The sequence below is a fragment of the Sphingobium xenophagum NBRC 107872 genome, from assembly GCF_000367345.1.
Lineage (GTDB): Bacteria > Pseudomonadota > Alphaproteobacteria > Sphingomonadales > Sphingomonadaceae > Sphingobium > Sphingobium xenophagum.
This window is the reverse complement of sequence record NZ_BARE01000006.1, coordinates 115,765-129,716: the sequence shown is the minus strand read 5'-3', so window position 1 is coordinate 129,716 and position 13,952 is coordinate 115,765. Positions and strand designations below refer to the sequence as shown.

At 61.3% G+C, this 13,952-nt stretch carries 13 protein-coding genes; 11 read left to right on the top strand and 2 right to left on the bottom strand.

The annotated features are described in order from the left end of the window. The first annotated feature begins 102 nt into the window (after positions 1-102). From SX1_RS03250 to SX1_RS03225, 6 genes are all read left to right on the top strand, one after another. Positions 103-2,196, top strand: coding sequence for a ParB/RepB/Spo0J family partition protein (locus tag SX1_RS03250; RefSeq protein ID WP_019051900.1), 2,094 nt, complete (start codon positions 103-105; stop codon positions 2,194-2,196). 66 nt (positions 2,197-2,262) lie between these two features. Beyond that, positions 2,263-2,781, top strand: coding sequence for a hypothetical protein (locus tag SX1_RS03245; RefSeq protein ID WP_019051899.1), 519 nt, complete (start codon positions 2,263-2,265; stop codon positions 2,779-2,781). Then, a complete protein-coding gene (locus SX1_RS03240) occupies positions 2,768-2,983 on the top strand; it encodes a DUF6117 family protein (protein WP_019051898.1) in 216 nt (71 codons plus the stop codon). The genes SX1_RS03245 and SX1_RS03240 overlap by 14 nt, the downstream gene beginning before the upstream one ends. A gap of 47 nt (positions 2,984-3,030) precedes the next feature. Continuing rightward, a complete protein-coding gene (locus SX1_RS03235; RefSeq protein ID WP_019051897.1) occupies positions 3,031-7,380 on the top strand; it encodes a strawberry notch-like NTP hydrolase domain-containing protein in 4,350 nt (1,449 codons plus the stop codon). A 1-nt stretch (position 7,381) separates the two neighbouring features. Next, positions 7,382-8,464: a DUF7146 domain-containing protein gene (locus SX1_RS03230; RefSeq protein WP_019051896.1), complete on the top strand. Its 1,083-nt coding sequence runs from the start codon at positions 7,382-7,384 to the stop codon at positions 8,462-8,464. Positions 8,465-8,768: 304 nt separating this feature from the next. Further along, a complete protein-coding gene (locus tag SX1_RS03225) occupies positions 8,769-9,686 on the top strand; it encodes a DUF2493 domain-containing protein (RefSeq protein WP_019051895.1) in 918 nt (305 codons plus the stop codon). A gap of 45 nt (positions 9,687-9,731) precedes the next feature. Here the strand turns inward: SX1_RS03225 and SX1_RS24150 are convergent, their stop codons facing one another. Then, a complete protein-coding gene (locus SX1_RS24150; protein WP_157410096.1) occupies positions 9,732-10,739 on the bottom strand; it encodes a TIR domain-containing protein in 1,008 nt (335 codons plus the stop codon). Between the two features lie 291 nt (positions 10,740-11,030). Here SX1_RS24150 and SX1_RS24465 point away from each other — a divergent pair, with 291 nt between their 5' ends. The 3 genes from SX1_RS24465 (at position 11,031) to SX1_RS03200 (ending at position 12,676) form a co-directional block, all read left to right on the top strand. Continuing rightward, entirely contained in the window at positions 11,031-11,195 is a 165-nt protein-coding gene (locus SX1_RS24465) for a hypothetical protein (protein ID WP_167539631.1), read from the top strand. A gap of 144 nt (positions 11,196-11,339) precedes the next feature. Then, entirely contained in the window at positions 11,340-11,744 is a 405-nt protein-coding gene (locus SX1_RS03205) for a hypothetical protein (protein WP_019051891.1), read from the top strand. Between the two features lie 611 nt (positions 11,745-12,355). Continuing rightward, a complete protein-coding gene (locus tag SX1_RS03200) occupies positions 12,356-12,676 on the top strand; it encodes a DUF736 domain-containing protein (RefSeq protein WP_026149458.1) in 321 nt (106 codons plus the stop codon). Positions 12,677-12,732: 56 nt separating this feature from the next. Here the strand turns inward: SX1_RS03200 and SX1_RS03195 are convergent, their stop codons facing one another. Beyond that, positions 12,733-12,954, bottom strand: a complete 222-nt coding sequence (locus SX1_RS03195; RefSeq protein WP_019051889.1) for a helix-turn-helix domain-containing protein — start codon at positions 12,952-12,954, stop codon at positions 12,733-12,735. Between the two features lie 221 nt (positions 12,955-13,175). On the opposite strand from SX1_RS03195, the gene SX1_RS23705 reads away from it, so the two are divergent. Next, positions 13,176-13,442 (top strand): DNA -binding domain-containing protein, encoded by a 267-nt coding sequence (locus tag SX1_RS23705; RefSeq protein WP_081609923.1) that lies wholly within the window; start codon positions 13,176-13,178, stop codon positions 13,440-13,442. A gap of 156 nt (positions 13,443-13,598) precedes the next feature. Beyond that, positions 13,599-13,928: a transcriptional regulator domain-containing protein gene (locus SX1_RS24745; RefSeq protein WP_255209689.1), complete on the top strand. Its 330-nt coding sequence runs from the start codon at positions 13,599-13,601 to the stop codon at positions 13,926-13,928. The last annotated feature ends 24 nt before the right edge of the window (positions 13,929-13,952 follow it).

Sequence of the window (13,952 nt, the reverse complement as noted above, 5' to 3'; positions counted from 1 at the left end):
CAGCGCGGCGCTGCCTTCTCCAGAGTGAAAGGGCGGCGCTTCGCTTCGTGACGGGTCGAGGCCGAGAGAGAGGCTCCCGGCGGCCCGTCATGGAGAAAACCCATGACCAAGTCTTTACCCAAGCTCGTGCTCAGTTCCTCGCGCGACATCCCCTTTTCCCAGCTGGTGCTGAGCCAGAAGAACGTCCGGCGCGTGAAGGCGGGCCTCTCGATCGAGGATCTGGCCGACGACATCTATCGCCGCACCCTGCTCCAGAGCCTCAACGTCCGTGCCATGCTCGACGATGGTGGCAAGGAGACCGGTATGTTTGAGGTTCCGGCGGGCGGCCGCCGCTTCCGCGCGCTTGAACTGCTGGTGAAGTCCAAGCGGATGGCGAAGGACCAGCCGGTTCCCTGCGTGGTGCGCGAAGCCGGCATCGCCGAGGAGGATTCGCTCGCTGAGAACGTCATGCGCGTCGGTCTTCACCCGCTCGACCAGTTCCGCGCTTTCAGCGCGCTGATCGAGGCAGGTCTGTCGGAAGATGACATCGCGGCACGCTTCTTCGTTTCGGTCTCGACGGTGCGGCAGCGGCTGCGGCTTGCTTCGGTCTCGCCCACGTTGCTCGATGTCTACGGCGAGGATGGCATTACGCTCGAACAGCTCATGGCCTTCTCGGTTACCGACAACCATGCCCGCCAAGAGCAAGTCTGGGAACAGATCAACCAGGGCCAACACGTTCCCGCCTACCACATCCGCCGCTTGCTGACCGAAGACGCCATCGCCGCCAACGACCGTCGCGTGCGGTTCATCGGCATCGATGCCTACACCGAGGCTGGCGGCTATGTGATGCGCGACCTGTTCTCGACCGATGAGGATGGCTGGCTGCAGGATCCGGCGCTGGTCGAACTGCTCGTGAACGAAAAGCTGTCCGAAGTGGCGCAGGAGATCGGCGCCGAAGGTTGGAAATGGGTTGAGGCCGCCATCGATCTGCCCTTCGGCTGCGAACGCGGCAACCGTCGCATCACCGGCACCACCGTTCCGCTGACCGACGAGGAGCAAGCCCGGCTCGACGCGCTCGTTGAAGAATATGACGCCATCGGCGAGCAATATCGCGATGGCTGCGACCTGCCCGATGAGGTCGATGCCCGGTTGACTGAGATCGACGCTGAAATGACGCCTCTGACATCTCGCCCCATCGTCTTCGAACCCGAAGAGCAGGCACGCGCTGGCGTGTTCGTCTCGCTCACCCACGATGGACGGCTTCGGATCGACCGGGGTTATGTGCGGCCCGAGGATGAGCCGGCTGCCGATTGCAATGATGCGACGGTCGCTGCTGAGGGTGCCAACCAGGCATCCGGTCCGGCAATCATGGTCGCCGGTCAGGCGCAGGACGAGCGGGCCGCAGATGACGAGGATGATGCCATCCGTCCGCTGCCGGATCGGCTCGTCTCCGAACTGACTGCGGTGCGCACTGTGGCGCTGCGCGATGCACTCGCAAATTCACCGGATGCGGCCTTCACCGCTCTGCTGCACGCATTGTGCCTGTCAGTATTCCGCTCGCATGGGCAGTCTGGCTGTGTGCAGATCGGTGTGACCCAGGCCTGGCTTGGCAATGTCGCGCCAAACCTTCGCGAAACCTCGTGGAGCGTGGCAATTCAGGAACGCCACGATCAGTGGTCTGAGCGGCTCCCCGACGAACCCGGCGCGCTGTGGGATGCGCTGACCGCACTCGCCCACGACGAGCAGATGGCGCTGCTCGCGCACTGCGTCAGCCAAGGGGTCAATGCGCTGTTCGAGCCAGTTAAGGGTTACGGCGGGCAGGTTTCCGCGCACGGCATTGCCCAGCGGATTGGCGCCGCCGACGCACTCGCGGCTGTGGTCGGGCTCGACATGGCCGAAGCGGGCTGGACGCCGACGGTCGACAACTACCTCGGCCGCGTGACCAAGCCCCGGATCATCGAGGCCGTGCGCGAAGCCAAGGGAGATGCCACCGCCGTACTAATCGAGCACCTGAAGAAGGACGACATGGCGCGCGAGGCCGAACGGCTGCTCGTAGGCACGGGTTGGCTCCCCGAACCGCTGCGGCTGCCGGCCGTCGAAACGGCGAGCGAAGAAATCGCAGACCTGCCCGACTTCCTCAATGGCGATGTCGGTGCCGAAGACGGCGATGCCGAACAGGCTGAGGTTGACGACGCATACGCGATCGCTGCCGAATGAACCTCTCGCGCGGGGCGGCACCATGCCGTCCCGCGCCCCATTTCCGACATGCGAAGGAGCCACGCGATGGCCGACTATTACACCCCAACGGTGATTGATCCGATGATCCCGCTTGCCGCCATGTTGCCGATCGAGCGACTGTTCCTGGCGCAGTTATTCGAAGAGGAACTCGACGGAGAAAGCGCTTACTATTGCAGCGAAGACGGCGCGAGAGATCTGATCTCGTTGCCGGCGGTCGAAGCCCGGGCTGCGCTCGGCGCGGCCACGCATGAAGCCAGCCGCCTGGCGCAACAGCTGATCGACGAGCAGCCTGACGCCATCCTGGGCGAGGACGACATTGACCTCGACATGTGCGGCGACCTGTGGGCCGACGTGCTGCAGGACATCGTGCGCCGCTCGTCCGATCTCGACCATCTGACCGTCACCATGGCGTTCACCTGTTCGAAAATGCGGCCCGATGGCTTCGGCGGGCTCGCCATGCTCATCACCGCCAGCACGATCCGGTCGGAATCAACCCACACGCTGTTCGACCGCTTCTACACGGAAGCCGCAGCCAATGGGGAGATCAGCCGTGGCGATCCCTGACTATGCCCGCGCCAATTTCGAAACGCTGATGAAGGCCGCCAAAGCTGGCGATCTCGCGTTGATGGAATGCACCGAGGTCGCCAGCGGCGAAACCCGCTACGTTCTGTGCGCAGTTGGCCGTGATAACGGCGATAACGTGATGACGCCATTTGGCCATCTTGCGCCCGGCAACCCTTACGAAACCTACATTCCGCCAGCCTGAACGCTGCTCCGGACCGCACAACTTCCCCAATCCAAAGGATCTATATCATGACCAACTCGCCATTGGCGGGTGCCTCCGCGCGCCCGCTTGCCTCCGCTTGTCCTGCTCAAACCGCCGCCTGCATCGTTGCTGCAGCCCATGACCTTCTCGGCCATTTTGCCGCCGGTCGCCGGATCGACGCCCCTGCCATTCGCACCGCGATGCAATCCGCCTTTGGCGCAAGCGATGCAAGCGGCACCTGGGACTGGAAGGCCGCTTACGAAGCGGTCGAGGTCGCGCAGTTGCTGTTCATGCGGCGCTATGGTCCAGCGATCCACGCCAAGACCGCCGATCCGTTCGAACGGCTCAAACTCGTCGAGCGCATTGCCCGACTTGCTCCGACCCAGACCCGTCGCAGCGAAGAAATGCAGGCCTACCAGCAATTTTCGACGCCGCTGGGCCTTGCATGGGTGGCTGGATTTGCGGCAGGCTTCCGTCCAGGAGAACTGGTACTCGAACCCTCGGCGGGCACGGGATTGCTGGCAATCCAAGCCGAGATGGCCGGTTGCAGGCTGGTACTGAACGAAGTTGCAGAGGTGCGTGCGGCACTGCTCGGAAAGCTGTTCGATGGCCAACCTGTGTCGATGCACGACGCCGCGCAGATCCATGACCGGCTCGACGCAGATCTGGTGCCGAGCTGCATCGTCATGAACCCGCCATTCTCGACCGCGCTTCATGTCGAGACCGATGTGGCCGACGCAGCCTTCCGGCATCTGTCCTCGGCGGTTGCGCGGCTTGGCAGTGGCGGTCGGCTCGTTGCAATAACCGGGGCGAACTGCGCGCACGACCACAAGGCATGGCGCGACGGCTTCGTCCGGCTGCAGGACAAGGCCCGCGTGGTGTTCACCGCCACCATAGCTGGCAGCGTCTTCGCACCGCATGGCACATCGGTCGAGACACGGTTGACGGTGATCGACAAGGTTCCCGCAGTCGATCCAGCGCAGTTTTCTGCATCGTTTGGGCTGGCTCCCGATCTCGCGACGTTGCTGCGATGGTTTATCGCCAACTTGCCGCCGCGTCAGCCAATCACGGCATCGGCAATCCAACCGCTGGTCCTCCCCCGCAGCTCGCCAGCCATCAAACCGGCAGGTTCGAAGCCGCGATTGGCTCCCGTTCTGTCACCTGAGCCATCAGGCGTGTCCCTCGAATATGAGTTGATCAACTGGCAGTCTCCCAGCGACGGCAAACTCTCCGACACGCTCTATGAGCCCTACACGCTCCAATCGATCCGCATCGCCGGTGCCCGACCGCATCCGACGCGATTGGTGCAATCGGCGGCGATGTCCTCGGTTGCACCGCCCAAACCGAGCTATTGCCCGCATCTGCCCGTGGGTCTCGTCGAACAGGGACTGCTGTCCGATGCCCAGCTTGAATCGGTGATCTATGCGGGCGACGCCCATGCCGACCATCTCTCTGGCAACTGGTTGGTGGATGCAACCTGGGACAGGGTCGAAGCCGCGCCAGATGACTGCGACACCGCAGTCCGGTTCCGCAAAGGCTGGTTCCTCGGCGACGGCACGGGCGCAGGCAAAGGTCGTCAAGTTGCGGGCATTTTGCTCGACAACTGGCTCAAGGGCCGCAGGCGGGCGGTCTGGATCTCCAAGTCCGACAAACTGATCGAAGATGCTCAGCGCGACTGGAAGGCCCTGGGGCAAGAGCCTCTACTCGTCACCCCACTCGCCCGCTTCCGTCAGGGCACGCCCATTGGCCTCGCGCAGGGCATCCTTTTTACGACCTATGCCACGCTACGCTTCGACGCGCGTGAGAACCGTGTTTCGCGGGTCCAGCAGATCGTCGATTGGCTGGGGACCGACTTCGACGGGGTCATTGTTTTCGACGAAAGCCATGCCATGCAGAATGCCGGTGGCGGCAAATCAGATCGGGGCGATTCTGCTCCTTCTCTGCAGGGGCGTGCCGGGCTGCGGCTGCAACATGCGCTTCCCGATGCCCGCATCCTCTATGTCTCCGCGACTGGCGCGACGACCGTCGAAAACCTAGCCTATGCCCAGCGGCTTGGCCTCTGGGGTGGCACGGACTTTCCGTTCGACAAGCGCACTGACTTCGTCGCGGCCATCGAGGAGGGCGGGGTCGCAGCGATGGAAGTGCTGGCGCGCGACCTCAAGGCTCTCGGCCTCTATGCCGCCCGGTCGCTCTCCTACGAAGGCGTCGAATATGAGCTCGTCGAACATCAATTGACCCCCGACCAGGTCCGAATCTACGATGCCTATGCCGGGGCCTTTCAGGTGATCCACAACAATCTCGACGCCGCGCTAGAGGCTGCGAATGTCACCAGCAGCAGCGAAGGCACGCTCAACCGCCAAGCCAAGTCGACAGCACGCTCGGCGTTCGAATCTGCCAAGCAGCGCTTCTTCAATCACTTGATCACCGCGATGAAAACGCCGACTTTGATCGCCGCGATCGACCAGGGGCTGGCCGATGGCCATTCCGCCGTGGTGCAAATTGTCTCGACAGGGGAAGCGCTGCTGTCGCGCCGCCTCGCCGACATCGATCCGGGCGAATGGAATAACGTTCAGGTCGACATCACACCGCGTGAATATGTCTTGGACTACCTGCTTCACAGCTTCCCGACCCAGCTCCATGAGAGCTTCACCGACGGCGATGGCAACCTCGCGTCGCGGCCTGCCTATGACGACGATGGCAATGTGGTGCAGTGCCGCGAAGCCATCGAACGGCGCGACCAGCTGATCGAAGGGCTGGCATCGATGGAGCCGGTGCAAGGCGCGCTCGACCAGATCGTCCAGCGTTTCGGAACCGACATGGTCGCCGAGGTAACCGGCCGCTCGCGCCGGATCGTCCGCAAGGTCGATGCGACTGGTGACCGGCTCGCCGTCGAAAATCGACCGGCCCACTCCAACCTTGCCGAAGCGCAAGCGTTCATGGAGGACCGCAAGCAGATTCTGGTCTTCTCCGATGCCGGCGGCACGGGTCGCAGCTACCATGCGGATCTTGGGAGCCGGAACCAGCGGCTTCGGCACCACTACCTGCTGGAAGCTGGCTGGAAAGCCGACACCGCGATCCAGGGCTTGGGCCGCACCAACCGCACCAATCAGGCGCAGCCGCCGCTGTTTCGGCCGGTCGCCACCAATGTGCAGGCCGAGAAGCGTTTCCTCTCGACCATCGCCCGGCGGCTCGACACGCTGGGTGCGATCACGCGCGGGCAACGTCAGACCGGGGGGCAAGGCCTGTTCCGCCCCGAGGACAATCTCGAAAGTCCCTATGCCCGCGACGCGCTCCGTCAGCTCTATGTGCTGATCTATGCGGGCAAGGTCAACCATTGTTCGCTTGGCACCTTTGAGGGCATGACCGGGCTGTCGCTTACCGACGGAAGCGGCTGCTTGAAGGACGAACTGCCGCCGATCACGACCTTCCTCAACCGGCTGCTGGCGCTGACGATAACGATGCAGAACGTCCTGTTCACGGTGTTCGAGCAGTTGCTCAGCGCCAAGGTCGAGAGTGCGATCGCAGCGGGCAGCTATGATCTGGGCCTCGAAACTTTAGTGGCCGACAGCTTCACTGTCACCGGCAGCGAGCCAATCTACACACACCCGGCAACAGGTGCCGAGACCCGGTTGCTCACCGTGGCAATGCGCGAACGCAACCAGCCGGTAACAGCGGAGAAAGCACTCGACCTGGCTTCAGAGCCGGGAGCGCGGCTGTTGGTCAACGCCCGTTCGAAACGCGCTGCGGTCCAGCTTCCCGCACGCAGCGTCATGCTCGACGACGGCGAAGTTGAACGCCGCATCCGGCTAATCCGGCCAATGGAGCGGCTGAACTTCGCCCTGAACCATCTGGCGGAGACCAGCTGGGAGGAAGTGGATGAGCGGACGTTCGCGTCAACCTGGCAGGCAGAAGTGGCGCAGGTCGATGAATTTACGACGAGCGAACTGCACATCGTCACTGGTCTGCTTCTGCCGATCTGGAAGCAGCTCCCTGAGGAATCGACCCGCGTCTACCGGCTCCAGACCGACGATGGCACGCGCATTGTCGGGCGCAGGGTTTCTCCGGTATGGGCAGCGAGCGCGACTGCCAGAACAGACGCGCCTGTGTTGTCGCCACCGCAAGCACTCGCCATGCTGCGCGACGGCCATACCATTCTCGACCTTGCCGATGGGCTGCAACTGCGCCGGTCGCGGCTCATGCAGGTCAACCGGATCGAACTCACCGGGTTCGGATCGACGGCGGTTGACCGGCTGAAGGCCATGGGACTGTTCTCCGAGATCATCAGCTGGAAGCTGCGTCTGTTCGTCCCCGACGATGTCGTGACCGGTTCGACAGTGATCGAGCGACTGTTCGAGCGGCATCCTTTGGCGCGCATCGCCGACCGGAAGGCCGCCTAACATGCATGTCCTGAGTAAATTCGAAGGGGGCAGGAATTCCAATCGCGCGGCGGAATTGTCGGAACGGCTTGCACAAAATGTGCAGGCCGTTTGCCGTCACTATTTGCCCGCAGGCAGGCGCGAAGGCCGCTACTGGATGGTCGGAGATATCGCGGGGACCCCTGGGCGCAGCCTTTACGTCCGCCTGTTCGAGACCGAGCGCGGCAGGATCGGCAACTGGGTCGATGCTGCGACCGGCGAACATGGGGATCTCATCGATCTCATCCGACTCAACCAACGGCATGGTCGACTGTCCGAAACCATCGATGAGGCCGAACGCTTCCTCAGCCTGCCACCATCGGCATTGGACGTCGAGCGCACTCCCGTAGCCTTCGCCAAGCCCGCACGAGCAGGGTCCACAACTGCTGCCAGACGCCTGTTCGCCGCCTCGAAGCCGCTGACCGGATCGCTGGCGGAAACCTATCTGCGCTCGCGCAGCATCACGCGGGCAATCAACCTGTCAGCCCTGCGCTTCCATCCGCGCTGTTACTACCGGCCCAATGACGATGATGTCCCTGGAACACCCGGCGCTTTCCCGGCACTGATTGCAGCTGTGACGGATGCAGATGGTGCGCAGACCGGCACGCATCGCACATGGCTCCATCCATCGGGCGGCATGAAAGCCAATGTCGCATCACCGCGTCGGGCCATGGGTGACATTCTCGGCAACGCAGTCCGGTTTGGAATTGTGGATGACGTCCTGATCGCGGGCGAAGGCATCGAAACCATGCTGTCGTTGCGCGAAGTCCTGCCGACCATGCCGATGGCGGCCGCCACCTCGTCGGCGCATCTCGCGGCCATCCTGTTCCCACCAACACTCCAGCGTCTCTATGTCGCGCGCGACCGGGATGCGGCAGGCGACGCGGCGTTTGGCATCCTGACCGACCGCACGCAGGCAGCAGGTATCGAACTCGTTTCGCTGATGCCTGAGCTGGGCGACTTCAACGACGACCTGCGCGAACATGGCGCATCGGTGCTTGGTCAGCAGGTTTACCTTCTGCTGCACGAGCAGGATCGGACACGCTTCTCCAACGACACTGGCTGAGCCGATACGGGGTCGGACGATCGAGCTGTGGTGGCGCGCACTATCCAGAGTTAGGTTCTCGGCGACGCCTGGCCTTCCGGGGAGGCGTCCGAGAGACCGGCTGCCGGGAGGCCGCAATGGCGGTCCTGCGGCTATTTTCCGGCGGCGCATACGCGCCTTTCCATCGCGAACCAAAATAGCCGCCCGTCCGCCATCCTCCGCTGCGCTTCGGCCCGAGCGGGTGCGCCCTCCCGTCAGCCGGTCAGAGGGACACCCATGAAGGCCGGGCAATGTGCCCGGTCCCAAGGCCCCAAGGATACGCGCCATGACCAAACTGCCCGACGCTGAACCCGAACACGAAATCTCACCCACCGCCCATCTCCTCGATGAAATCGCCCTCTACGGCTATCGCCCCTTCTCGGATGACGCCGACCCGCGACCACTCCCCGAAGAGCGCATCGCCGCGGGCGCAGTCGCCGACATGTTCGACGCCCTCATCGCCACCATGATCGACACAAGACTCGAACCCGACCTTGAAGACCTATGCTGGTCGCTCGCGAACATCTTCCACCGCGCCGAATTCCGCATCCAGCGCGAGCTCGACGACAATGAAGACGCCCAGAAGCGCAGCCAGCGCGAGCAGGACGGCTCCGAGGTCAAATCGGTCGAGCTTGAGCGTCAGATTCGGGAAGGCATCGGCCTGATCGAACGGCGCAACGCCATGGAGTTCATGCGCGAGGCCGCTTCCGACCAGTTCGAAGCACATTTCCGCAAAGCCTGGACGCCGCGCACCGGATCACTGGTGAATCATCGCACCCTGACCGCTGCCATGATCGACAGCCGTGACTTCCTTGCCGCCAAGCGCCGTTCTGAAACCGAGCCAATGCTGCCCGCCGGCACCCGCATCGCGTTCACATCTGGTCCCGCATATCAGGATCACAACCGTATCTGGGCTGCGCTCGACAAAGTTCTCGCCAAATATCCCGACATGGTCCTGTTGCACGGCGGCAACCCGACCGGCGGCGAACATATCGCCTCGCTCTGGGCACGCGCACGCAAGATCACCCACGTTCCGTTTCGGCCCGACTGGGATCGGTTCAAAAAGGCTGCTCCGTTCCGCCGCAACGATCAGATGCTCGAAGTCCTTCCCAAGGCCGTGGTTGCCTGTCCGGGCAATGGCATCAATGCCAACTTGGTCGACAAGGCGCGCAAAATGGGGATTTCGGTGTGGGCGCTCGAATGACCGATAATTTCAAATGTCGCCAACCTCACGAGAGTGCACTACGTGTTATGGTTGGGATCGTTGGGTCATGTCGCGATATTCCTGCGCAAAGTGCTTACTGGCTTCATCCAGATCAATTTCAAGATAGTCTTGCCGAACGGCTTTGATTACTTTTTCGAGATCGCGAGCAAGAGACGCGACGATTTTCCGAATTTCTGCAGCTGCTACCATTTCTTTTTGAAAGTCGCGATACGGGCCTGGCTGTCCGAAAGCCTGGACCCATATATTGTTCAAATCTCTATAGTGATTGTCATAGGTAAGCGATTTGCCGAGTTTCCGGACCATGGTTCGTAAAAGCTTTTCGAGACCGCCGTCATAGAGTTTGAAGCTAGGGCTATTCAACACCGCATCTAGGCCGTCAAACATTACCGGAGCAAAATAGTGCAGCATATCAGGCATGTCGCGCGTGTGCACGCCGAGCATGTCGATTGACATGTGTCGGAAAAACCAGCGGAGGTTTGCAATATCGCGCGCCCTTTTGATATCTGCGTCTGACTTGTCCTCCAAATCACGCGGACGCGGTGGGTCCTGATCAATTATCGTATCAATCGCTAAAGTGACAAGCGCGGCAAGTGAATTTTGTTTGGCGCTTGCAACCGTTTTCGCTTCGGCAATCCTATACTTCGATATTCTATGGCGATCAAAGTCGAATGGAAGGTCTTTGAACTCCGCAACAGCTTCATTGAACAGCAGAATAACACGGTCCCATCCAAGGTGAGCGGCAGCTAGCCCAAGCTCATATGCCACATTCGGATTTGGGACGCTTTTTGATGACGACGTGAGCGCTACCGTTGTAATGTCTGCAATAAAGATGTCGCTCTTTCGAATTTTCTCAGCCAATTTGAACGGGATGTAGGGAGAACCGGGCACATTTCTGGTCGCCTCTTCAGGAACAACGGTTGTGCCAAATTTGGCGGTAGCTGCAGCTGCCGCAGTCGCGATTGCATTTCGTATAGCGCGCGTTGTCGAATGTTGGGCAATGTCGCTTTGCCATGAAAAAAATACAGTCGTCATGCGGGTGGCATTAGTCGAAAGGAGCCGGTCGTCAAAGCAGCTTCAAGCACAGAGACGATGCAAGCTTCCCGCTTTTGGTGAGTTCAACCTGATCGGTCTACTTTAACCACCCCACTCTCAAAGGCCAATCCGTTGGCCGACCCCAAGCCTCATTCAATCAACCCGTGAAGGGTCCGCTACGCTGCGCGTGCGGCCACTGCGTCTGCGCCTTCGTGGTGATTGCGGCTTTGCGCCGTCTGTCCGGGGCCTGTCGAGCGGGGATGGTCCCTGCTCCGAGACAGGAGCTCGAACATGTCACTCACCATCGCACAGAGTCACGCCTGGAGCCTCTCCCGCACCCTGATGGTCTGCGTCACCCTGTTCCAGGCCGGTGATGGTTTCGCCGCTATTCCCACTTCCGAATTCGACGGCGATCCCAGCAGCATCGTTCGTGAATATGACCCGTTCAATCCTTGAGCGCGCCAAATCGCGTTGCGCCGCGTGGCTGGATGCCCATCGGGTATTCCAGCCGTTGCGCATTTCTGCTATGGATTCCATGCACATTGCGCTGCGGTGGAGGTGGAGAGCGCGTCCCTTACCCTTGGCTTCAGGGAGGACGCCATGCTGATCGGTTTTGCCCTGATGATTGTCGCAGTGTTTCTGTGCTGCGCGCTCCTGTTCCGCCTTTCGATCTACGCCCTGCCGCTGTTCGTGGCATTTCTCGCCGGTTCAGCCACCTACCGGGGGGGTAGTGGCATTGTCGCAGCGCTCGCCGCCGCAGCCATAGCCGCGATCATCCTGCTCGCAGTTGCGCAGCTCGCACTGGCGTTCGCGAAGTCCGACCTGACACGAGCGGTTGTCGGCATCGCCTTTGCTGCACCCGCTGCCGTCGCGGGTTATCACGCCGTCCATGGCATCGCTGCGGCGACCATGCCGCCAAGCGCGTGGCAACTCATCATATCCCTGCTCGGCGCTACGATCATCGCTTCTGCATCCTGGATGCAGTGGAGCCGCGTCCGCCCTTAGTTTCGTCGTTTTCCAAGCCCCGCCCGGCTAGTGCCGGGCGGGGCTGGCACGGCCAGTTCAGCCGGTACGAGGCAGGCGTGTGATCAAGTGTCAGTTCCTGCGTACCTCGTCTTGGGTCGGGCTGATCTGGGCAGTTGCGGAGTCGGAACAAGGCCGAGAACTCACAGCCAGTAAGGTACTGGGCCGTGGCTAGCCGAATGCGGGGATCCCTATCAAACCCGCGGTGGCGCATCGCCGTTAGCGACGTCTGGAGATGCGGTGACAACCTGCAAGCGCACCGTGTCACGACACCCTCTGCATCGCCGCCTGGTCTGGAACATCCGGAAAGTGCCATGGCTCCCGGTCAAGTGTGACCCAAGCCCAATGCCGCCTCTTCAATGGCTTTGGTTGGCAGGGGATGGCTTCGCCGCTTGATCCCTTGCTGCAACGCCGCCTGCGCCGACTTTCTTCCCCTGGGCGTGCCGCCCATTCCTCGCGAGACAAGAAAGCCGTCTGGTCGCCGTCCTCCACTCCGTTTCGGTCCTGCGGATGCAGCGGGCGCAAGCCCCTGCCTTCAACCAGCCATCGAGGCCGCGATGGGCGCGGGTTCGACAAACTTGAAGGAAATCATCATGGCAAACATCGGAACTTTCACCAAGACCGGCAACGAATATAAGGGCGAGATTGTCACCATGTCGGTGCAGCAGAAGAACGTCCGCATCGTCCCCGAAACCAGCGACAATGACAACGCACCGTCGCACCGGGTCTTCGTCGGCCGCGCAGAAATCGGCGCCGCCTGGACCAAGACTTCGAACGAAGGCCGCGACTATCTCTCGGTCAAGCTCGACGATCCCAGCTTCACCGCCCCGATCTTCGCCAACCTCTTCGATGACGAAGATAGCAAGAGCTACAATCTGATCTGGTCGCGCGCCCGCCGCACCAACGGCGACTGAGCGGAACGCCAGCCCCGCCCGGCACCTGCCGGGCGGGGCTTCGGCTTGATCAAGCCTCAGCTACCAGCGGGCGGATCGGCGAGAAGGTCGGCAGGCTTCACTTGAAGCGCCTGCGCAGCCTCGTGGACCGTGAGGAGTGTGGCATTTTGCGCACCGCGCTCGATTAGGCTCACATGAGCGCGATCAACGTCCATCCGTTCGGCAACCGCTTCCTGGCTGAGGCCCGCTGCCAGACGGTAATGACGCACATTTGCGCCGAACAATTTACGGATATCCATCCATAGCTTAGAAACCGGTCGCGTATCTCCGTGCTACGTATTATAATACGCGGTAAGTAGCCACACTGACCGTCAGTCTTAATCTCGAGACGACTCCCACTTATGCCAAATGCCGAACATCGTCGTGCGAGCAATCGGATAAGCCAAGATTTCTCCAAATCGGAGGAACCTCGTGCTATGTGTAACGGCATGCAAAACGAGTCGAAACGAAGGCTCGTCCCATGACGACACCGCCATTTGAGGACCGCCCACCAGCCGATGTTCGTATCACGGCTTATGACGAACGCCATTTTGTCACGTATTTACGGTTACTTGATGCTGACGACGAAGGGGCTGACTGGCGCGAAGCCGCTCAAATCATCTTCGAGCTCAACGCTGTCGAAGAGCCCGATCGCGCGCGCTTGGTGCATCACAGCCATCTTGAACGCGCGCGCTGGATGACGACACGAGGCTATCGCCATCTACTTGAAATGTCGCGAAAACACTGATTCGAGAACGAATAGCTCGGACAAGACCGTAATCGATTGTGAGTTTTTACTACAGACTCGCGCACAATATCCCGCACCATTGGTTACTTGCGGCTTATCCTTGATGAACAAAGACTTGAGGCTTGGCCTTTTCGCCTGTGCATTGCAGGGGTCTTTATGTCCGATGGTTCGTCATGGCGGTCACCATCGACCGCTGATCAGTATCGACATCATGACTATGCGGATTTTGCGCAGGAGTATCTGCAGCGCAATCCTGACTACCGCAGCGACTATGCAGAAACCGAAGCACGTGTCGCTGCACGCCCCGACGTTGAGCTGATAGAGCGGGAGGGCCTGGCCGGGCGGTGGGGCCTTTGCTTTCCCCACTGCGCCCGAATCCGATCCCAGAACAGCACCAGCCCTGTGGTCCCCAGCAGAAGCGCCCGACGTCGTTGTGTTGGCAACCGCCGATATAGAGGCAGCAGTATCACTTCCGTCCGACTGTGAGTCACTGGCGGAAGCAATTTCCAA

What these genes read in the sequence shown, in the direction of transcription:
- SX1_RS03250 (WP_019051900.1), top strand. Translation starts at nt 103, where the DNA reads ATGACCAAGTCTTTACCCAAGCTCGTGCTCAGTTCCTCGCGCGACATC.
- SX1_RS03245 (WP_019051899.1), top strand. Translation starts at nt 2,263, where the DNA reads ATGGCCGACTATTACACCCCAACGGTGATTGATCCGATGATCCCGCTT.
- SX1_RS03235 (WP_019051897.1), top strand. Translation starts at nt 3,031, where the DNA reads ATGACCAACTCGCCATTGGCGGGTGCCTCCGCGCGCCCGCTTGCCTCC.
- SX1_RS03230 (WP_019051896.1), top strand. Translation starts at nt 7,382, where the DNA reads ATGCATGTCCTGAGTAAATTCGAAGGGGGCAGGAATTCCAATCGCGCG.
- SX1_RS03225 (WP_019051895.1), top strand. Translation starts at nt 8,769, where the DNA reads ATGACCAAACTGCCCGACGCTGAACCCGAACACGAAATCTCACCCACC.
- SX1_RS24150 (WP_157410096.1), bottom strand. Translation starts at nt 10,739, where the DNA reads ATGACGACTGTATTTTTTTCATGGCAAAGCGACATTGCCCAACATTCG.
- SX1_RS24465 (WP_167539631.1), top strand. Translation starts at nt 11,031, where the DNA reads ATGTCACTCACCATCGCACAGAGTCACGCCTGGAGCCTCTCCCGCACC.
- SX1_RS03205 (WP_019051891.1), top strand. Translation starts at nt 11,340, where the DNA reads ATGCTGATCGGTTTTGCCCTGATGATTGTCGCAGTGTTTCTGTGCTGC.
- SX1_RS03200 (WP_026149458.1), top strand. Translation starts at nt 12,356, where the DNA reads ATGGCAAACATCGGAACTTTCACCAAGACCGGCAACGAATATAAGGGC.
- SX1_RS03195 (WP_019051889.1), bottom strand. Translation starts at nt 12,954, where the DNA reads ATGGATATCCGTAAATTGTTCGGCGCAAATGTGCGTCATTACCGTCTG.
- SX1_RS23705 (WP_081609923.1), top strand. Translation starts at nt 13,176, where the DNA reads ATGACGACACCGCCATTTGAGGACCGCCCACCAGCCGATGTTCGTATC.
- SX1_RS24745 (WP_255209689.1), top strand. Translation starts at nt 13,599, where the DNA reads ATGTCCGATGGTTCGTCATGGCGGTCACCATCGACCGCTGATCAGTAT.